The sequence below is a fragment of the Streptomyces ortus genome (genome assembly GCF_026341275.1).
GTDB classification, from domain to species: Bacteria; Actinomycetota; Actinomycetes; order Streptomycetales; family Streptomycetaceae; genus Streptomyces; species Streptomyces ortus.
Window position 1 is genome coordinate 7268780 of record NZ_JAIFZO010000002.1, and the last position, 18222, is coordinate 7287001.

Here is an 18222-nt window from a genome sequence, read left to right on the forward strand (position 1 = left end):
GGGGGAGGGCGAGGGCCCTGGTTCAGCCAGGCCCGGGCGCGCCTCGCCCGGGAGCGCCTCGCTCGTGGGCGTCCCGCTCGGCCGAGTCCCGGGGCCGCCTGCGCAGCAGATACGTGTCCATGATCCAGCCCTTGCGCTCCCGGGCTTGTGCGCGAACCTCCACGATGCGGGGCGCCGTCTCGGCCAGCGGACCCGAGACTAGGATCTCGTCCGGGGTGCCCAGATAGGCACCCCAGTAGATGTCGATCTCCTCGCCGGTGCCGGCGTACCGCTGGAACGTCTGGTGGGCGTCCAGCATCACGACCACGTCGTCGACACCCTCGGGAAGGCCCTCCGCGAGCCGGCGGCCCGTGGTGATCTGCACGGGCCGCGCCACCCGGCTGAGACCGGTGCGGTGCCGGGCGGCGAGGCACGAGACGCTGCTGACGCCCGGCACGACGTCGTACGCGAAGGCCACGGCGCCCCGCTCCAGGACCTCCTCCAGGACACCCAGCGTGCTGTCGTACAGGGCGGGGTCGCCCCAGACGAGGAAGGCGCCGGTCCCGTCCTCGCCCAGCTCCTCCGCGATCAGCCGCTCGACGACGCGGGCGCGGGCGCCGCGCCAGGCACCGACGGCGGGGCGGTAATCCGCGCCCCGAGCCGGACGGTCGCGCTCGGGATCGAGCGCCTCGACCGTCCGGTACGTCCCCTCGGGCAGGTGCGCGCCGAGAACGTCACGGCGCAGCCGCACGAGGTCCGAGGTCGCCTCACCCTTGTCCAGGAGGAAGAACACCTCGGTGCCGCGCAGCGCCTTGACCGCCTGGAGGGTCAGGTGGTCGGGGTCGCCCGCACCGATGCCGATGACATGAATCTTTCGCACGGTCCATGCAACGCTCAGGAACCGCCGCCGCGCAACCGCGGCGCCCACGCCGACGCGTCCACAGCGGCTTCGTCCCGCTCCACGACAGCCGCCAACTCACGCGCCCAGGTGGCGAGTTCGTCCAAGGCGAGCCCGTGAGGACGCGGGCTCCCGGAGCCCGCACCCCACTCCTCGACAGCCCCCGCCCCCCGCCGCAGCAACCGCGCCCCGCCCGTCACGTTCCCCCGGGCCGCGTGCGTGAGCCCGACGGCGAGCTGGGCGAGCCCTCGCCACAACGCGCGCTCCTCCTCGGGGCCCGACTTCCAGGCGTCCTCGAAGACCTCGTGCGCGTGGAACGGCTTCCCCGCCGTCAGCAGCGCCTGGGCCTCGGTGACGGTGTCCTCGGGGGCGCGCACCACCCCCTCGGGCTGCCGCTCCACGCCGTCCGCCCCGTACGGCAGGGGCCGCCCGAGTCCGTCGCGGGGCCGGGCGTTGCGCGCCCGGCCCTCGGTGTCCCGGTCCCGCCGGTCGCCGGAAGTGTCCCCGGAGGAGTCGCCGGAGAAATCGCCAGAGGTGTTGCTCATGCACCGATTGTCCCTCCTCACTCGCCGTCTTCGAGGCACCCCTCTGTGTGCGGTAAGGTTCTGTTCGCGCGATCACGCGGTTCACCGCGACGAGGCGCATCGGGACGTGGCGCAGCTTGGTAGCGCACTTGACTGGGGGTCAAGGGGTCGCAGGTTCAAATCCTGTCGTCCCGACTGGAGACAGTCGCAGGTCAGGGCCGGTTTCGGAGATATCCGAAACCGGCCCTTGATCATTCTTGGGGACCAGTTGGGGACCGGCGCCCTTGACCGGCGTCAGCGGGTTACGACGATCGGGCTCGGCAGTGAGCGTGGTGCGCGGAGCGCGCTGAGGTGTGCGGAGAGCGCCGCTCCGGCGGCCGTGATCTTGTGTACGTCAGGGTGCAGGTATCGCTGGGTGGTGGTCAGGGAGCCATGGCCGTCGATCTTGCGGAGGACGTGTACCCGGACTCCGGCGTCGGCGAACCAGGTCAGTCCGGTGTGCCGGAGGTCGTGCCGGCGCAGGTGTTCGTAGCCGAGCTTGGTGACCACGTCGTCCCAGTGTGTGGCGTCGCGCAGCCTGAGACCTCGCCGATCCGTGCGGCGGTGCACGCGGCGAAGATGACCACGTCTTCCAGCCGCGGTACTGGTCGTGGGAAGCGGCAACGAGCGCATCGGCCAGCACAATTAAGGTCTCCCGGCCGGGCAGGGCCAGCGCCCGTGGGTCCAGGAGTTCGTCCTCGGCCTGTTTGCAGAGCTTCTGCCAGCCGGTTACCCGGGCGGGGTTGACCCTGATGATGCCGTCGCGGAGTGCCTGCTCCATGACGCGGACCAGGACGGCGATGGTGGTCTTCACCGTGGAGCGGCTGTGCTCGTCGGCGATCCAGTTCTGGACGGTGCGATCGACGACGCCGTTGGTGATCATCCGCACTGCGAGGTGGCCCAGGGCGGGGACTACGCGCATCCGCCATCCCGACAGGTAGGGGTCCAGCGTTTTCAACTCGAGGCCGCGCAGGGCGAGGTCCGTGTTCGCGTCACCGTATTCGGCGAGCTTCATGGTGGCCTGGGAGGGGCTCAGGCCGGCTTCTGCGGCCTCGATGATGGCCTGAAGCCATTCCTGGGCCTCTTCTTCGTTGTCCTTTCCCTCGGACAGTGACTGGCGGCGCTTGCTGGTCGGATCGGTCCATCGGACGCGGGCCCGATACGGAGTGGGGCGGTCAGGGCGGTGTTCGATATCGGTGGAGAGTCGGACACCGACTGGAACGTCGGTCTTTTCGGCCATCGAATTCCTTGGTCGGGACGGTACGTCGGTGACGCAGCCATTCCTCGACGTCGAGGGCGCTGTACGTGACGAGGCGTTTCAAGACCGTGACGAATGGCGGCCCCTGGGGTGGCTGGGCTGTGCGCCGGCGGCGCAGGGTTGACGCGTCCACTCGCAGGCAGGCGGCGAGGTCACTGGTTGAGTACCAGGCGCTGGTGAGGAGAAACGCTTGGCTATCAGGCGAGACGGCGCGATGGTGAGGAGTCGCAGGTTTCGCTGTGGTCTCCTTATCGCGATGCGGTTCGGCCTTGGCGATAGTTGCTATTGGTTCATTGGGCAAGTGCGGCTATCCCTGGGGGAGTACGGAACACTAGACGGATCTACGGAAGAGTCCAGAGACGGACAGCACTGTTCGCGAACGGAGAACGCACGCTAAATTTCCGGCAGGCAGCGACGACATGCCTTTGCCACTACTTAGATCTGTGGTTGTGTTCGGGGGCGGACGTTGGTGCATTAATCGTCTCCGGAAACGCCGGTTTGGCTAACCGGCGTTTCCGAGCTGTCTTGCTGCCGAGTCGGACGGCGGTAGGCGGTCATTCGGATGTCTCAACTGCCCCGTCCGTTTGGGCTGCACCGGGATCTGCGGAAGATCTGCCAGGTCTTCAGGCGTGCGACGCCGCGCTCGACCGGTGCGCGTGCCGCGGCCAGCGCCCGGTTGAGAGTCTTCTCGGTGGGAGTGAGTTCCTGCATGGGCCTCCGTTTGATGCCGGTGCTCATCCAGGGGCTTCCGCCCTGGTAGGCGAGGTCGGCCAGGATGGGGACGCCCTGGCGCTCGCAGATGCGGATGATCCGGAGGGTGGGGGCCGCAGCCACGTCATGGGGCCGGCCCGGCAACGCGGGTGACAGCCACAGCAGCCGACCTTCCTGATCGGTGCCACCTGCACGTTCACCCCGTGCCGGCGATGCTTGGCCGAGTAGTCGGCCCGCCCGTCTCCGACCCGGTCGCACTCGGCGAGCGTGCCGTCCAGCAGGACGAAGTCCGCATCGGCCTCACGCAGGACCTTCAGCAGAACCGGCGCACGTTCGGCGAGCAGGTGGATGACCGCGCCGGTGTAGGCGCGGGCGGTGGACTCGCTGATCCCGAACCCGGCAGCGATCTTCGCCAGGGTCGTGTGTTCGCGCAGGTACACCAGTGCCACCATCGCGCGCTGGGACGGACGGAGCTTGCAGCGCCGGTCACCCTCCCGGGTGACGATGAGCATCGTGACCCACTCCACGAGCGCATGGGGCAGGTCGAGTGCGGCAGGATAGGTGACCAACGAGGCCCCCGAGCAGCGTGGTTGAGACGTCAGACATCTTGATCAACCGCTCGGGGGCCTCGCTCGTTGTGCTTCGTGGACCGTCACCTGATCGGTGGCCAGCTCGAAGAAGCTCATTCCTGGCTACCAGAGGTCCCGTTGCACCGCCGGCTCAACGACCAATACCGTCAACCCACTTGACGTGGGCAGCTTTCCCGCTAACTTCGCGGCATTGGCTCCTGCGTCGCTGAGTTGAGACGTCGAACACCTCCCTCAACGGCACGGGAGCCCTGCCCGTTGCGCACGCCAACCCCGCGCCGCCCCGTCGCCCGATCAGCGACCACGCTGAAAGCGCTCAATTGCCTTTCAACGCATTCACGCATGGTGACGGAGCAGACCTTGCCGGGCGAACGTGCAAGTGGTGCCCTAGGAGCTGTGAAAAAGTTTCTTGGCCTGTCGCTCCTTCCTGACCTGGTCACATCGCATCCGGTCTTCGCACTACCTCCGCGGTGCCTAAGGGCTGTCCCGTAACTCCCGGCGGGCGCACGACGACAGCTACGGCACCTCGCGGCGTTGCCGGATCGCCCGAATACACCCGGTATGAGGGCGACCCGGCGCCTTGCGATGCACCGCATCTGACGCCGCACGCTGATCCACCGGGAGTTACGGGACAGCCCTTAGCCGCGCGAGAGACAACGTCGCCATGACCATTTCAGGTTTGAGTCTGAGAAGCAGACTGACTTAAATTCTCGGTTCCGACCGTTCCACTGATGCCGAATCAAGGAAGGCAGGGGTAATTCTCATGACACAGGAGAACCTCGAGGGCGTTGGCGTCGACAACACCACATCCCAGGTACGTGCGGTTCCGCAGCACATCGCCTTCATTCTGGACGGAAACCGGCGATGGGCGCGTGGCCACTATCTCAGCGTCGATGAAGGGCACCGCGCCGGCATCTTGAAGGTCTTCGATGTCTTGGCGTGGTGCGAGGATGCCGGGGTGGAGGTTGTCACGATGTGGTTGCTCGCCATGAGGAATCTAAAGCGGAGCGACGACGAGCTGGCAGGTTTGTTCCGTGTTTACGAGGAGGTGGCTGAACGCCTTGCGGACGGCCCGTGGCGCGTCCGCGCGATGGGCGCCCTGGATCTACTACCGAAAAGCGTTACCGAGGCATTTCGCCGGGCTGAGGAGTCGACCCGGCACAGCGAGGGCCTTCAGGCGAACATTGCGCTTGCCTATGATGGTCGCGCTGAGATTGTTCGCGCCGTGCGCTGTCTGTGCGATGGGCTGGCCAACGCTCCCGAACCAGGGTCATCGTCGGTGATCTCTGAAGAGGCGATAGGGCAGTATCTGTTCACGGCTGGCCAGCCGGACCCAGACCTGGTGGTGCGCACCTCCGGAGAAAAACGTCTGTCGGGTTTCCTGACATGGCAGACAGCTCAGTCTGAACTGTACTTCTGCGCCGATCTATGGCCAGATTTCACCCGAGAGCACCTGACTCGCGCACTGGACCATTATGCCCGTAGGGATCGTCGATTCGGTCTTTAGACTTTGTGAGCCCATCACGACAGTGACGCGGCTGCAGGACCAGAACAAGCTCGCCTCTGAATTAGAGGTTCCCTCTCTTCTGTACTTACGACACCGAGGAAATGAAAGCAGCATCACGCACCGTTGCGTAATGCTCACCAAAACCGGAGCTTCTGTTGTGCCCCGGACTTTCGGGTGTCACGGCAGAGGCCCGCATGGCGGAAACCTACTCGCCCGTTTCTCCGGGACCGAAGTCACGATGCAAAGGAGCTCATCATGTCCGCTTCCCTCCCCCCACTGCCCGCTCACCTGATGGTCAGTGACATCAATCCGCACCTGCCGGAAGCTCGGCGGCGTATGTACTCCTGGGCGGAGTCATTCGATCTTCTTCCTGGGATGCTCCGCCAGCGTTACGAGAACTCACAGATGGAGCTCCTTGCTGCCTACTATTATCCTAACTGCGATCTGGAAACATTCAGTCTATTGGTCCGCTGGATGCTCCTTGGGGCCATCCATGACGATCTCATGGATGACGTGCTATGCCGCAACGACCCCGTATCTGCCCGACAATGCATATCCGCCGTCAAGGTGTTTATGTGTGAAGGGAAAGGAAATTCAAGTCCGCTGATGCAGGCACTCGAAAATTTGTGGCACGAGACTCGCATACCGCAACGCTCCACCATGTGGCAGCACACGCTCGCCCGCCACTGGGAGGTCTCGGGATGGGAGGCCCTAGCATGTGTCGCCGACGACCTGAGCGGTCGCACACCGCCTCTGCAAGAATATCTTGAACGCCGCCGGGTCGGCGTTACTGAGCTTGTATATGTCGATCTCTTGGAGGTAGCCGAACGAGTGGACCTGCAAGAACATGTCCGCAACTTACCCTCAGTGCAGTCCTTGGGGAATCTTTGCTCCGACTATGTCGGCCTCTGTAATGATTTGCTTTCACTGGAGAAAGACCTACGTGTTGGGGGTGTGCACAACGCTGTTACGACGATTCGGACACGAGATCGCTGCACCCTCGACGAAGCCATTGAACGAGTCAAGAGCCTGGCCATCAATGTCGTAGACGCTTACGTAGAGGCTGAGTCCTGGGTCCCCGCCCAGCTCCAATCTGTCGGCTGCACCGGCCGACAGTACGAAGATGTCATGCGGTATGCACATGCATTTCGCGCCGTCTTTCACGGAAATCGTGAATGGCACATGACCGTCGCCCGGTTCGCGGATCAAGAAACTAAAGTAAAATCCGCAAATGATTCTTCTTATGGGGACGATTTGCGCAGGGTCATCATTGCAAGTTCGTAGCGGTGATCAGCCCTTGGGCGTGTTCAGTGTGGCCGCTGATCGGGTGACAGGGCGGCGCGGGGTTGGCGTGCGCGACGGGCAGGGCTCCCGTGCCGTTGAGGGAGGTGTTCGACGTCTCAACTCGGCAGCGCAGGAGCCCTTTCGGCAGAAGCGGAATTATTGTTGAGCGAGACTATGTCACCGCTTATGTACCCATAGGCTCTGTTCACGCCGAACTGCGGCCGCTGGAACAGTTCCAACACGTCGGATTCAGGGTCGGGCACTCATTGCATGCAGTAGCGACAGAGTCAGACTCTCTTCCGACGCTGGGAACGAAAGCCTGCGGAGCAAGGGATGCGGGGACACGTTGAAATATCCTGCAGTGAACGGCCCGAAGGCCGCCGGGCCTGTAACGATGGGACGGCCCGCCTCGCCGAGGGGAAAACGGCCGGTTCTTGTCGAGCAGGGCGTGGTGGGAGTGGCAGTGAGACATCTGAGCGCGCGGGGTACGCTTTATCGTTTTTCCTTGCCGAACCTATGGTGACCTTTTTGTCATCGGAGTGTCATCCGCATGGATGTAGCCAGGATGGCATATTCATGCGATGTGAACGATCCATTTGCTTTCAGCCCTGTGATGTTCTGGTCCGCAAGCGAACAGCGGAAGCTCGGCGTCGCCCGTCGCCGTGCGACACAAGGAGGTGAGGAGCTGTCGTCATGTACGAAAGGATCCCCGGCGCACACGACAGGCGTCGCGGAGACGCTCAGCGAGCGTGACCGCCTGCCGTTGACGGGGGTAGCGCGCAAGGTGTTGACGGAGGCGTTGGAGTGCGGTGTCGATTCGGGTGGAATGCAGGTAAGGGCAGAGATCCAGGAAGAGGTGACCGTGGATGACGGCGGCGTCGACGTGACCCATGTCCAGTTGCATCTCAGCCAGGCGGGCATGGGTCAGGGCGGCGGGCTTGCGTTCGTCCGGGGAGCGGTGACGGGCGGAGGACTGCAGGGCGGCGAGGGCTTGGTCGGGTAGGCCGAGTGCGTGCAGTGTCTGGGCGCGCTGATAGTCCAGGCCGGCGCGGGGATAGGTGTTGAACGGGCCTGTGGCAGCGGTGGCTTGGGCGTGGTGTTCTTCGGCGAGGGCCAGATCCGCGGGCGCACGTCGGCGGTCACCGTGGGCGGCACCGGCGTAGGCACGCTGGGCCAAGAGGAACGCTCGGGGGGCTGGGTCTGCGTGAGCAGGTAACGCGGAGATCGAGGCTTCGGCAAGTTGAAGGGCGTGGCGTAGATGGCCAAGACGTAGAGCCTGGGCGCTCAGTGCGCGTAGCGTGATCGCGTATAGACGGGCGTCACCGGCCCGTGTTGCCAGATCGAGGGCGGTGCGGAAGTAGCGCTGCGCCAACCCAGGGTGGCCGGAGTCGTCATTTGTCAGAGCCAGGAGATGAGTGAGCTGTCCGGCGCCCCGGAGCAGGTCGTTGTGTAGCGCCCCGTTGGCGGGGGCGTGGAGGAGCCGGCCGACCTGGTCGGCGAGGTAGGAGGCGAGCATGGCGCGGACGTGGGCGCCGCCGTGGCGGTCGGCCAGGGTGGCGAAGGTCTGTGTCATCTCCTTCAGAGCTTCGACGTCGCAGGTGGCGACCTGGATGCCGGTAGGTTCTTTCCGCCCCTCGACGGGGAGTGCGCCGAAGTCGGGCAGAGCAGAGGCGGCTGTGGTCACGGCGTAGGCCGTCTTGGCCAAGAACGAACGGCGCTCGGGGTCGGTTTCGGTGCGGCACAGATTCAACAGATGATGCACAGGATCAGCTTCCGCAGACGGCGTAGAGCTTGGCGCTGACGGTGCCTGCGGGGCCGGGGCGAAACCCGCGTCCTGGACCGTGACCAGACGCCCGATGCGCTCGGATAGTGCCGCGGCGATCAGATGAGGGGCGGGAGGACGAGGCCGAGTGCCGGTGAGCCAATGGGCCACCGCAGTACGGTCGTAACGTAACGCGAGTCCTTGGGCCGCGCCCAGGGCTCGCACCGAACGAGCCAGATCGCCGGCACTCCACCCAGCTTCGGCGAGTAGCGCGGCAAGTTTGTTGTTCGGCGCATGGCCGGGCATCCTGTTCCTCTCCGCGAGAGGGGCGGGTCCGTAGACGGCACTACCGCCTCTCAGACTTTTCTCGTGCATTCGGCGACGAGTCCCGCGTCCCGCCGGCGGGCGAAGAAGGCGTACACGCGCGGCCAGGGCGGGAAGTCCGACGGCTTCGATCGCCACTTGATGCCGTTGCCGACGAGGTAGCGGATCGCGTCGATCATCTGCCGGTGGCAGTAGCCCTCCGGTCGGCCGCCCCGCCCGGCCAGCCATCCCGGCACCGGCAGCAGACCCCGCACCAAAACCCACTCGGCATCGCTCATGTTCGAGCCGTACCGAGGCCGGCGCCCCGGTTGGTCGGCAGCGTTCCCGAACCTGTGGGCGAGACAGTCACACCCAGGAGTGGACGGACTGGGCCGGGCGACCGCGATCACGCGACACTTCGACAACAGGGCCTCTTGCTTCTCACTGGACTCGACATCTGCGAGCTACCAGGAGGCCCGTCCTTCATGCCCGAACATTCGACAACTCAACTGATCCAGCACTCTGTTCGAGGCCCAGCCGACCACCCGAGCGGATAGAGAACAGCCGGTCGGAGAACCTTCCAGCTCCGGAGGGATCTCCGGTGGCGCCTACCGAAGGTTGCGGCGGAGTTCGTGGGGGAGGGCGAAGGCGATGGATTCATCGGCGGTCGTCACGGTCTCGACGTCGCTGTAGCCGCGTTCGGCGAGCCATTCCAGGACGTCGTCGACCAGGACGTCGGGGGCGGAGGCGCCCGAGGTCAGGCCGACGGTGGTGACGCCTTCCAGCCAGGTCTCGTCGATCTCGTGGGCGAAGTCGACGAGGTGGGCGGCGGGCGCGCCGGCGTTGCGGGCCACTTCGACCATGCGCACGGAGTTGGAGGAGTTCTTGGAGCCGACGACGATGACGAGTTCGGTGTTCTCGGCGAGTTTTTTCACCGCGGTCTGGCGGTTCTGGGTGGCGTAGCAGATGTCGTCGCTGGGTGGTGAGGTCAGGTTCGGGAAGCGGTTTTTGAGGGCGTTGACGGTTTCCATGGTTTCGTCGACTGAGAGGGTGGTCTGGGAGAGCCAGACGACTTTTGATTCGTCGCGTACGCAGAGGTCGGCGACGTTGTCGGGGCCGTCGACGAGGGTGATGTGGTCGGGGGCTTCGCCGCTGGTGCCGATGACTTCTTCGTGTCCTTCGTGGCCGATCAGGAGGATGTGGTAGTCCTGCGCTGCGTAGCGGACGGCTTCCCGGTGGACCTTGGTGACCAGTGGGCAGGTTGCGTCGATCGTCGCGAGGCGGCGTTCGGCGGCTTCGGCGTGGACGGTGGGGGCCACGCCGTGAGCGGAGAACAGGACGATGGCGCCTTCGGGTACTTCGTCGGTCTGTTCGACGAAGATGGCGCCCTTCTTCTGCAGGCTTTGCACGACGTATTTGTTGTGGACGATCTCGTGCCGGACGTAGATGGGGGTCCCGTACTGTTCTAGGGCTTTTTCGACGGCGAGGACGGCGCGGTCCACGCCGGCGCACCAGCCGCGGGGTGAGGCCAGCAGGACCCGGCCGGGCTGCGACGCCGGCTTCGGTGGGGGTGTGATGGTCATATGGTCCTCGATGTGGCGCTGACGGCCAGAGAGCGCAGTACGGCCGTGATGTGGGTGGGCAGGTTGGCGGTGTCCAGGGCGGTCAGTGCGCTCTGGCGCCGCTCGGTGATCATTTCCTCTACCGTTGTTCGGGCGCCGGTGTCGGTGAGGACGGTGCGGATCTGGTCTGCGCCGGCATCGATGGGGTGCGGGTTGTCGACGTGGTGGTGCAGGACGCGGCGCTGGGGTCCGTCGGCGTTTTGCAGGGCGAGGGCCATCAGGACGGTGGTTTTGCCTTCCCGTAGGTCGTCCAGGCAGGGCTTGCCGGTGTGGGTGGGGTTGCCGAAGATGCCCAGGAGATCGTCGCGGAGTTGGAAGGCCTCGCCCACGGCCATGCCGCAGGCGGTCAGCGTGGCGCGTATGGCGTCGCCGTCGCCGGTGAGTGCCGCTCCCAGCAGCAGGGGACCTTCGATGGTGTATTTCGCAATGTTGTATTGCGCGATCGTCAGGGCGGGGCCGGGGTCGGCGGAGGGCTGTCCCGCGTGGGAGATGTCGAGGTACTGCCCGTAGATGGTGTCAGCACGCAGGGCGTTGGCGATGGGCAGGACCGCATCAAGCTGTGCGGGGGTGAGTCCGGCACCGTGGAGGAGCTGGTCGGCGAATACGAGGACGAGGTCGCCGATGAGGATGGCGGCGTGGGTGCTGGTCTGACCGTGGACGGTGGGTTGGCCGCGGCGGGTGTCGGAGGCGTCGATGATGTCGTCGTGGATGAGGGCGAAGGAGTGGAACATCTCCAGTGACGCGGCGGCCCTGATGGCCGGGTCGAGGGTGCCGGTGCCTCCGGCGGCCTGCCAGCCGGCTACGCACAGCACGGGTCGGATGCGTTTGCCGCCCGCGCCGAGGAAGCCGCTCAGCGCCTCGGCTGCCTGCTGCGGAAGGCTGCGGTCAAGTGCGCTGTGGGTCTGGGTGGCCAGGAAGTCGGTGAGGACGGTGTCCACCGCGCGGCGTACCGCGTCCTGGTCGAAGAGTGTGGCCGGTGCTTGGACGCTCATGCTTGTGTCTCCCCTTCCGCGTCGGCGGGGGCGAGTTGTTCGCCCAGGCGCATCGCTTCCTCGACCAGGGCGTCGACGATTTTCGACTCGGGGACGGTCTTGACGACCTCGCCCTTGACGAAGATCTGTCCTTTGCCGTTGCCGGAGGCGACTCCGAGGTCGGCTTCGCGGGCTTCGCCGGGCCCGTTGACGACGCAGCCCATGACCGCGACGCGCAGCGGGTAGGGGAAGCCGTCCAGGGCGGCGGTGACACGTTCGGTGAGGGCATAGACGTCGACCTGGGCGCGGCCGCAGGAGGGGCAGGAGACGATCTCCAGCTGGCGGGCGCGCAGCCCCAGCGACTGCAGGATCTGCAGGCCGGTCTTGACCTCTTCGACGGGCGGTGCGGTCAGGGAGACGCGGATGGTGTCGCCGATACCTTCGGCCAGGAGGATGGCGAAGGCGGTGGCGGATTTGATGGTGCCCTGGGGTGGAGGGCCGGCTTCGGTGACGCCCAGATGCAGGGGGTAGTCGCAGGCGGCGGCGAGGTGGCGGTAGGCGGCGACCATGGTCATGGGGTCGTGGTGTTTGACGGAGATTTTCAGGTCGGTGAAGCCGTGCTCCTCGAACAGGGAGCACTCCCACAGGGCGGACTCGGCCAGCGCCTCGGGGGTGGCTTTGCCGTACTTGGCCAGCAGCCGCCGGTCCAGGCTTCCGGCGTTGACGCCGATGCGGATCGGCACCCTGGCCGCTGCGGCGGCTTTGGCGATCTCTTTGACTTTGTCGTCGAAGGCCTTGATGTTGCCGGGGTTGACGCGCACCGCGGCGCAGCCGGCGTCCAGGGCGGCGAAGACGTAGCGGGGCTGGAAGTGGATGTCGGCGATGACGGGGATCTTCGACTTCGCGGCGATCGCAGGCAGCGCGTCGGCGTCGTCCTGGGAGGGCACCGCGACACGGACGATCTCGCAGCCGGCCGCGGTCAGTTCGGCGATCTGCTGCAGCGTCGCGTCGACGTGCGCGGTGGGGGTGGTGGTCATGGACTGCACGGAGACCGGTGCGCCGCCGCCTACTGGGACATCGGCGACGTGGATTTGCCGACAGCGGCGGCGCACCGGCGTTGTGGGGGTGGAGGGCATGGCGGGCTGGGGGAGGTCGACGGCGGTCATTGTGGGCTCCCGTCGGTGATGGTGTGCTCGAGGGGTTTTCCGGCGCGGGCGCGCAGCACCGTGTAGGCGATTTGCGCGGATGAGAGGCCGGCGTCGGTCAGCAGTTGTTCGCGGGGTCCGTGTGTGAGGAAGGCGCGGGGCAGTCCCAGCGTGCGGATGGGGGTGGTGATGGCGTTGTCCTGCAGGTGCTGGGCGAGGGTGCTGCCGAGGCCTCCGGTGCGGGAGTTGTCCTCCACGGTGACCACCAGCCGGTGCCGGGCGGCCAGCTCGAGCAGTTCCGGTGCGACGGGGGTGGCCCAGCGCGGGTCGGCGACGCTGACCCCGATGCCCTGCTCGGTCAACTGGGAGGCCGCCTGCAGGCACAGCGGCGCGAGCGGCCCGTAGGAGATGAGGAGCACGTCGCGGATCCCGGACTCCGACAGGATGTCCACGCTGCCCGCGCGGCGTACGGCCTCAAGGTCTGGGCCGGCTGTCCCTTTGGGGAAGCGGACGGCGGTGGGGCCCGCTTCGTGGGCGGTGGCTTCGCGCAGCAGCGACTTCAGTTGGCTGCTGTCGCGGGGGACGGCGAGGCGCAGGCCGGGCACCATGCCGAGCAGGGAGGCATCCCACATGCCGTGATGGGAGGCGCCGTCGGGGCCGGTGACGCCGGCCCGGTCCAGGACGAAGGTGACCGGCAGGCGGTGCAGGGCCACGTCCATGAGGACCTGGTCCGCGGCGCGGGTGAGGAAGGTGGAGTAGAGGGCGACGACGGGATGGAGGCCGCCGAGAGCCAGGCCGGCTGCGGAGGTGACGGCGTGCTGTTCGGCGATCCCGACGTCGAAGACCCGCTCGGGGTACTTGACCGCCATCGGATACAGGCCGGTGGGGCGCAGCATGGAGGCGGTGACGGCGACCAGGTCCTCGCGTTCGCCGGCCAGCTCCAGTAGGGCCTGGCTGAAGACGCTGGTCCACGATGCGGCGGGCGGTCCTGCGGTGGGGGCGGGTTTGCCGGTGACGGCGTCCACGGTGCCGACCGCGTGTAGGCAGTCCGCCTCATCACCCTCGGCCGGTCCGAAGCCCCAGCCTTTGACGGTCACCGCGTGGACGAGCACCGGACGGCGCAGGGCACGCGCATGGTCCAGCACGTGTTGCAGGGCGCCGGTGTCATGGCCGTCCACGGGCCCCAGATAGGTGAAGCCGAGCTGGGTGAACAGATCCGGCGCCTCCGAGGCGTCCGTAATGTTGGAGTGGTCACCGGGGTATTTGAGAGTGTGCAGGTGGCGGGTGAGGGCTCCGGTGGTGGGGGCGTAGGAGCGGCCATTGTCGTTGAGGACGACAATCACCGGACGCTGGCTGGCGCCGATGTTGTTCAGTGCTTCCCAGGCCATGCCGCCGGTCATGGCTCCGTCGCCGATGACGGCAACCACCGACAGGTTGTGGCGCCCGTTCAGCTCGTTGGCCTTGGCCAGGCCATCGGCGTAGGAGAGTGATGTGGAAGCGTGGGAGTTCTCGCACCAGTCGTGCACCGACTCGGCGCGCGAGGGGTAGCCGGACAGTCCCCCGGCCTGGCGCAGTCGGTCGAAACCGGCGGCACGGCCGGTCAGGATCTTGTGGACGTAGGCCTGGTGGCCGGTGTCGAAAAGGATCGCGTCACGGGGCGAGTCGAAGACGCGGTGCAAAGCGATGGTCAGCTCCACCACTCCCAGGTTCGGTCCCAGGTGCCCGCCGGCCGCGCAGACCTTCTCGATCAAGTACGTGCGGATGTCCTGTGCCAAAGCCGCGAGTTGTCCGGCCGGCAGGGCGCGCACGGTATGCGGGCCACCCAGCGTGGTCAGGTGTGCCCCCTCGAGCGTGGTGGCCGGATCGGCGGCGTGGGCCGCGGAGAGTTCAGTCATGGTGCCCCCCTGTCCCCGTTCGGGGCATCGCCGGGCACAGCATGCGTGCGCGTCCGGTCTCGGTCTCGGTCTCGGTCTCGGAGGGTGCAGCGCAGTGTCGCGGACGCAAACGGCACGCTGTGGGTGCCGTGGGAGGTCGGTGCAGTAGAGGCATGAGCGGACGTTCCTTCCGCTGCGGACAAGCGCATCAGGGGACGCAGGCGCCGGTATGGCTGCGTGGGGCCGTTGTGCGGGATCGCTTCCTTCGGGTGCCCCGGTAGGGACGCGTCAGCGCTGTGACTGTGGGCGTACTGGTGGCACTCGGCGTAATCGGTCCTGGTCACACCCCTGCGCGTGCGCTGCTTGTCGTACCGGCGGACGGCTCGGCAGACGCAGCGGTAACAGCGGCCCCTGCTGAAGCAGCATCACGCCGCGACGAAGTCGGGCTGTGACGTTGCACGAGCTGTGTGCGCCAGCAGCGTCCGCAGGGCCGGTCCTCAATAGGATGTGCGCAGGTCGGGCTGTTTCTGTGCCCGCCTGGCGGGCGGTTTCGCGTGGCCACCTCTCGGCCGGGCGACGCGGGGCGCCCCAGGCCGCCGGCGTTCCCACGCTGTATTGGCTCAACGGCTTTGCGCCGGTGATACGGCAGGATACGCACGCTCCCCCTGCGTGCTACGCGCCCCCCTGCCGCAGGGGTTGCCGTCGCAACGCCGGGTGCCGAATGGTTGAAAGGCGATCTAGGGGCCGGGGAGCAAATCCCAGGGATCAGAGGGCTGTTGACGGGTTGCGGCTCCCCCGCCGCGCAGACCGAGAGTTCGACGCCAACGCACTGCCGTCGGGTGACGGGACTGATGCACATCCCCGTCGGCCGGCGCCGGATCCATTCGCAGCATCCACAGAACAGAGGGGAAACCTCATCATGTCCAAACGGCGGAAAAGCCTGGTCGATGACGTCCTGGACCGGGCGAGCGACGTCGGCCGCGACTCACGCGACATGACGCGGCGGGCGCTCACCGGGAAGAAGAGGAAGAAGGGCAAGAAGAGCACCCGCAAGCTGGTCAAGCGCAACAACCGCGCGGTCGAAGCGCTCGTGGTGCAACTCGACCAGTACCTCAAGCAGGACCGCGCGAAGGAGAAGAGCCACCACGTCGGCTGAGCGTGCGCAACACGACGGTTCATCCCCTCGGCTCGCAGACTCACCGTAGCGAGGAAAGGCGGGTCCGGGTGGCTGAGCGCCGCACGCGACACACGGCTCGAGTACTGGCCAGGCTCGGGATGCAGGAAGTGTCCCGGGCCACCGGACACCGCCGTTTCCAGGCAGGCGACGCCGCGGAGGTCACCTCCCAACAGCAGCGGGCCCAGGCGATCCGCCAGGCTCTGGAACAGCTCGGACCCCTGTATGTGAAGATCGGCCAGATCCTCTCGACCAGACCGGACCTCGTGCCGGACTACGTACGCGAGGAACTCGCCCTGCTGACCGATCAGGCCACCGTGCGGCCGTTCGCGACCTTCGTGCCGGCGCTGGAAGCAGAACTCGGCCCCGACTGGCGCAACTCGTTCAGTTCGTTCGAGACTGGCCGGCCGCTGGGCGCCGCCTCCCTCGCACAGGTCTACCGCGCCACCCGCAGGGACGGCACCCCGTGCGTCGTGAAGATCCAGCGGCCTGGGTCCCACGGAATCGTGTTCGGCGACATGACCGTCCTGCGGCGCGCCAGCCGCGTAATCGCTCGGGCGGCGCCGCGGTTCAACGAGGTCATCGACACCGGAGCGATGCTCGACGTCATCTTCCGTGCCATGGGTGACGAGCTGGACTTCACCCGGGAAGCAGCCAACATGAAGGACGCCCGCAAAGCCGCGAAAGAGTTCAAAACAATCAAAGTCCCGAAAGCTCTCGTCGCCACTCCGCGCGTCCTTGTCCAGAGCCTTGCCGATGGACAGGCCGCCCACCGGCTCAAAGAAGGCGAACTGAGCCGCAAGCAGCGCAAGAAGATGGCCAAGGAATTCGTCGCCTACATGTTCAAGGGCTTCTTCATCGATCGAACCTTCCACGCCGACCCCCATCCGGGCAACGTGCTGATCAGCCCCGACGGAAAAGTCCACGTCATCGACTGGGGCATGGTCGGCCGCATCGACCGCAGCATGAGCGCCGGGATGCTCGGCACGATGATCGGCATGGCCTACAACGACGGGCCGGCACTCGCCCAGTCCTGGATCCGGATGGGCTCCACCACCCCCTGGAGCGACATCGGCGGGTTCACCGCCGACATCGCACGCTTCGTACCTCACATCACCAACGCCTCACTGGCCGAACTGAACTTCGGCGTCGCCCTTACCACAGTCCTCACCTTCTCCACCCACCGCGGCATCCAGACCACACCCAACGTCTCCATCGTGGGCAAAGCCGTCGCCAACATGGAAGGCACTGTCCGGCACATCCACCCCGGCCTGAAACTCTCCGACAGCATCCGCGACGCCCTTCAGGACATCCTGCTCGACATGGCCCGCGACCTCGCCTCCCCCGAACAACTGGCGCAGTACGGCCTGCACACGCTGCACGCCCTCACTCAAGGGCCCGGCCAGGGAACACGCCTGCTCAACGACCTGGCCGACCGCCAGCTCACCCTGCACAACCACACCCGGTTCCACGACACCCGATTCAACAAAGGAGCCTTCGCCCTCGCACTTCTGGCACTCGGGCGCCGCCACCGGCCGGGCTGACCTCCACCGCCGACCGGCCCTGCCGGACACCACCCGCCCGGGGTGCTCACCCCGCCGCACCAGTGCCCCCGGCCCAGCTGTATCCGGGCCGACCACGGGCCGGGAAGCAAGCCCCGAACGGCCCGACCACGTCGCCACAGCACCACGTGACGACTCCCCTCACCGCCGACAGAAGTGAGAAAGGTTCGTGCTGAGCCGCCCCCGCAGCCTTCTGTTCTGGCTCGTACTGATCATCCTCCTGTACATCGTCGCCACCGCCCCCACCGAACTAGCCGACACCGTCCTGGCCATCTGGCACGCCACCAAACGCTTCTTCAACTCCCTGGACATCCTCATCGACACCCTCGAAACGTCCTGAACAACCCGCACCCGCCCGCCAAGAGGAGGGTCCTGCCATGCACACCCCGTTCAGGCTCCTGCAACTGCTGTTCGTCGCCGCCCTCGCCGCCGCCGGATGCGGGCTGTCCCCCTCCGCGCCCCAACTTCCGCCCGCCTCGCCGCCCCCACCGATCGTGCACGTCGACGTCCACCCCCCTGCCACCCGGCCGGCCCCCACCACCCCGACACCACACACAGCACGCCGATCCGCCCGACAGCCCACAGCTCAACCCGCCACCACGCCGAACCCGACACCCTCCTTCAGCGCATCGCCCACACCCCCGGCCTCGCGCAGCACCTCCGCCTCAGCTCAGCCAACCTGCCCATCAGCGATGCCCCCATCATCCGCACCCTCAGCGCCATCACCCTCGCCGGACGACAGTCCGAGCAACTTTCCGCCCCGCGCCCCGGCCGTCCCGTAAACCCGCGACGCCACCCGCCCCGGGCCGCAAGCGGCAATGCGGCGCGATGAGACGCAGTCCGCCCGGGCCGGCAGATCCGCCCCCGAAACGAACGGAACCCGGTGCCGATTCGCATGGGCTCCCAGGCACCTGAACTTCGAAAATCCGCGCGCACAATCCAGCAAATTCTCAGCCTACTTTTCTGCCCTCCACATATTCGCTTCTCCATCTGAAAGGAGCACTAACGTGCGCATTATTCGC

General features: G+C 66.6%; 15 protein-coding genes, 1 tRNA gene and 1 pseudogene. 7 read left to right on the plus strand and 10 right to left on the minus strand.

Features of this window, described 5'->3' with window-relative positions; translation table 11 throughout:
- Positions 1 to 22 precede the first annotated feature (22 nt).
- Both cobF and K3769_RS34780 read right to left on the minus strand, forming a co-directional pair.
- A complete protein-coding gene (gene cobF, locus K3769_RS34775) occupies positions 23 to 859 on the minus strand; it encodes a precorrin-6A synthase (deacetylating) (RefSeq protein ID WP_267030205.1) in 837 nt (278 codons plus the stop codon).
- A 14-nt stretch (positions 860 to 873) separates the two neighbouring features.
- Positions 874 to 1422 carry a DUF309 domain-containing protein gene (locus K3769_RS34780; protein WP_267030206.1) on the minus strand — a complete coding sequence of 183 codons (549 nt, stop codon included), beginning with the start codon at positions 1420 to 1422 and terminating at the stop codon, positions 874 to 876.
- Between the two features lie 100 nt (positions 1423 to 1522).
- Between K3769_RS34780 and K3769_RS34785 the strand changes: the two genes are divergently transcribed.
- Positions 1523 to 1596 (plus strand) — tRNA-Pro (locus K3769_RS34785).
- A 99-nt stretch (positions 1597 to 1695) separates the two neighbouring features.
- Here the strand turns inward: K3769_RS34785 and K3769_RS34790 are convergent.
- Positions 1696 to 2073: a tyrosine-type recombinase/integrase gene (locus K3769_RS34790; RefSeq protein WP_267030207.1), complete on the minus strand. Its 378-nt coding sequence runs from the start codon at positions 2071 to 2073 to the stop codon at positions 1696 to 1698.
- Positions 2074 to 2266: 193 nt separating this feature from the next.
- On the opposite strand from K3769_RS34790, the gene K3769_RS34795 reads away from it, so the two are divergent.
- Positions 2267 to 2554: a hypothetical protein gene (locus tag K3769_RS34795; protein ID WP_267030208.1), complete on the plus strand. Its 288-nt coding sequence runs from the start codon at positions 2267 to 2269 to the stop codon at positions 2552 to 2554.
- Positions 2555 to 3265: 711 nt separating this feature from the next.
- Here the strand turns inward: K3769_RS34795 and K3769_RS34800 are convergent.
- A pseudogene (locus tag K3769_RS34800) lies at positions 3266 to 3978 on the minus strand (transposase).
- 781 nt (positions 3979 to 4759) lie between these two features.
- Here K3769_RS34800 and uppS point away from each other — a divergent pair.
- Both uppS and K3769_RS34810 read left to right on the plus strand, forming a co-directional pair.
- Complete coding sequence (uppS, locus tag K3769_RS34805) at positions 4760 to 5503, plus strand: polyprenyl diphosphate synthase (protein WP_265647701.1); 744 nt, start codon at positions 4760 to 4762, stop codon at positions 5501 to 5503.
- Between the two features lie 255 nt (positions 5504 to 5758).
- Entirely contained in the window at positions 5759 to 6787 is a 1029-nt protein-coding gene (locus K3769_RS34810) for a terpene synthase family protein (protein ID WP_267030209.1), read from the plus strand.
- Positions 6788 to 7478: 691 nt separating this feature from the next.
- Here the strand turns inward: K3769_RS34810 and K3769_RS34815 are convergent.
- The 6 genes from K3769_RS34815 to K3769_RS34840 form a co-directional block, all read right to left on the minus strand.
- On the minus strand, positions 7479 to 8924 hold the full coding sequence (locus K3769_RS34815) for an NsdA family TPR-like regulatory protein (protein ID WP_493660838.1): 1446 nt from the start codon (positions 8922 to 8924) through the stop codon (positions 7479 to 7481).
- On the minus strand, positions 8906 to 9151 hold the full coding sequence (locus tag K3769_RS34820; protein ID WP_267030211.1) for a transposase: 246 nt from the start codon (positions 9149 to 9151) through the stop codon (positions 8906 to 8908). Before K3769_RS34820 ends, K3769_RS34815 begins: the two co-directional genes overlap by 19 nt.
- Before the next feature lie 309 nt (positions 9152 to 9460).
- Complete coding sequence (locus tag K3769_RS34825) at positions 9461 to 10435, minus strand: 4-hydroxy-3-methylbut-2-enyl diphosphate reductase (protein ID WP_267030212.1); 975 nt, start codon at positions 10433 to 10435, stop codon at positions 9461 to 9463.
- Positions 10432 to 11466 (minus strand): polyprenyl synthetase family protein, encoded by a 1035-nt coding sequence (locus K3769_RS34830; RefSeq protein WP_267030213.1) that lies wholly within the window; start codon positions 11464 to 11466, stop codon positions 10432 to 10434. Before K3769_RS34830 ends, K3769_RS34825 begins: the two co-directional genes overlap by 4 nt.
- The gene (gene ispG, locus K3769_RS34835) at positions 11463 to 12611 is read right to left on the minus strand and encodes a flavodoxin-dependent (E)-4-hydroxy-3-methylbut-2-enyl-diphosphate synthase (RefSeq protein ID WP_265647707.1); all 1149 of its coding nucleotides are present in this window, start codon (positions 12609 to 12611) and stop codon (positions 11463 to 11465) included. The genes K3769_RS34830 and ispG overlap by 4 nt, the downstream gene beginning before the upstream one ends.
- On the minus strand, positions 12608 to 14485 hold the full coding sequence (locus K3769_RS34840) for a 1-deoxy-D-xylulose-5-phosphate synthase (RefSeq protein WP_267030214.1): 1878 nt from the start codon (positions 14483 to 14485) through the stop codon (positions 12608 to 12610). Before K3769_RS34840 ends, ispG begins: the two co-directional genes overlap by 4 nt.
- An 898-nt stretch (positions 14486 to 15383) precedes the next feature.
- Here K3769_RS34840 and K3769_RS34845 point away from each other — a divergent pair.
- From K3769_RS34845 to K3769_RS34855, 3 genes are all read left to right on the plus strand, one after another.
- Positions 15384 to 15620: a hypothetical protein gene (locus K3769_RS34845; RefSeq protein WP_265647709.1), complete on the plus strand. Its 237-nt coding sequence runs from the start codon at positions 15384 to 15386 to the stop codon at positions 15618 to 15620.
- 119 nt (positions 15621 to 15739) lie between these two features.
- Complete coding sequence (locus tag K3769_RS34850) at positions 15740 to 17182, plus strand: ABC1 kinase family protein (RefSeq protein ID WP_267030215.1); 1443 nt, start codon at positions 15740 to 15742, stop codon at positions 17180 to 17182.
- Between the two features lie 187 nt (positions 17183 to 17369).
- The gene (locus K3769_RS34855; RefSeq protein WP_265647711.1) at positions 17370 to 17540 is read left to right on the plus strand and encodes a hypothetical protein; all 171 of its coding nucleotides are present in this window, start codon (positions 17370 to 17372) and stop codon (positions 17538 to 17540) included.
- Positions 17541 to 18222: the final 682 nt, after the last annotated feature.

Bases quoted from the DNA above. Each gene is read 5' to 3' on its own strand.
- K3769_RS34780 (WP_267030206.1), bottom strand. From the start codon at position 1,422: ATGAGCAACACCTCTGGCGATTTCTCCGGCGACTCCTCCGGGGACACT.
- K3769_RS34790 (WP_267030207.1), bottom strand. From the start codon at position 2,073: ATGCGCTCGTTGCCGCTTCCCACGACCAGTACCGCGGCTGGAAGACGT.
- uppS (WP_265647701.1), top strand. From the start codon at position 4,760: ATGACACAGGAGAACCTCGAGGGCGTTGGCGTCGACAACACCACATCC.
- K3769_RS34810 (WP_267030209.1), top strand. From the start codon at position 5,759: ATGTCCGCTTCCCTCCCCCCACTGCCCGCTCACCTGATGGTCAGTGAC.
- K3769_RS34815 (WP_493660838.1), bottom strand. From the start codon at position 8,924: ATGCACGAGAAAAGTCTGAGAGGCGGTAGTGCCGTCTACGGACCCGCC.
- K3769_RS34820 (WP_267030211.1), bottom strand. From the start codon at position 9,151: ATGAGCGATGCCGAGTGGGTTTTGGTGCGGGGTCTGCTGCCGGTGCCG.
- K3769_RS34825 (WP_267030212.1), bottom strand. From the start codon at position 10,435: ATGACCATCACACCCCCACCGAAGCCGGCGTCGCAGCCCGGCCGGGTC.
- K3769_RS34830 (WP_267030213.1), bottom strand. From the start codon at position 11,466: ATGAGCGTCCAAGCACCGGCCACACTCTTCGACCAGGACGCGGTACGC.
- ispG (WP_265647707.1), bottom strand. From the start codon at position 12,611: ATGACCGCCGTCGACCTCCCCCAGCCCGCCATGCCCTCCACCCCCACA.
- K3769_RS34840 (WP_267030214.1), bottom strand. From the start codon at position 14,485: ATGACTGAACTCTCCGCGGCCCACGCCGCCGATCCGGCCACCACGCTC.
- K3769_RS34845 (WP_265647709.1), top strand. From the start codon at position 15,384: ATGTCCAAACGGCGGAAAAGCCTGGTCGATGACGTCCTGGACCGGGCG.
- K3769_RS34850 (WP_267030215.1), top strand. From the start codon at position 15,740: ATGCAGGAAGTGTCCCGGGCCACCGGACACCGCCGTTTCCAGGCAGGC.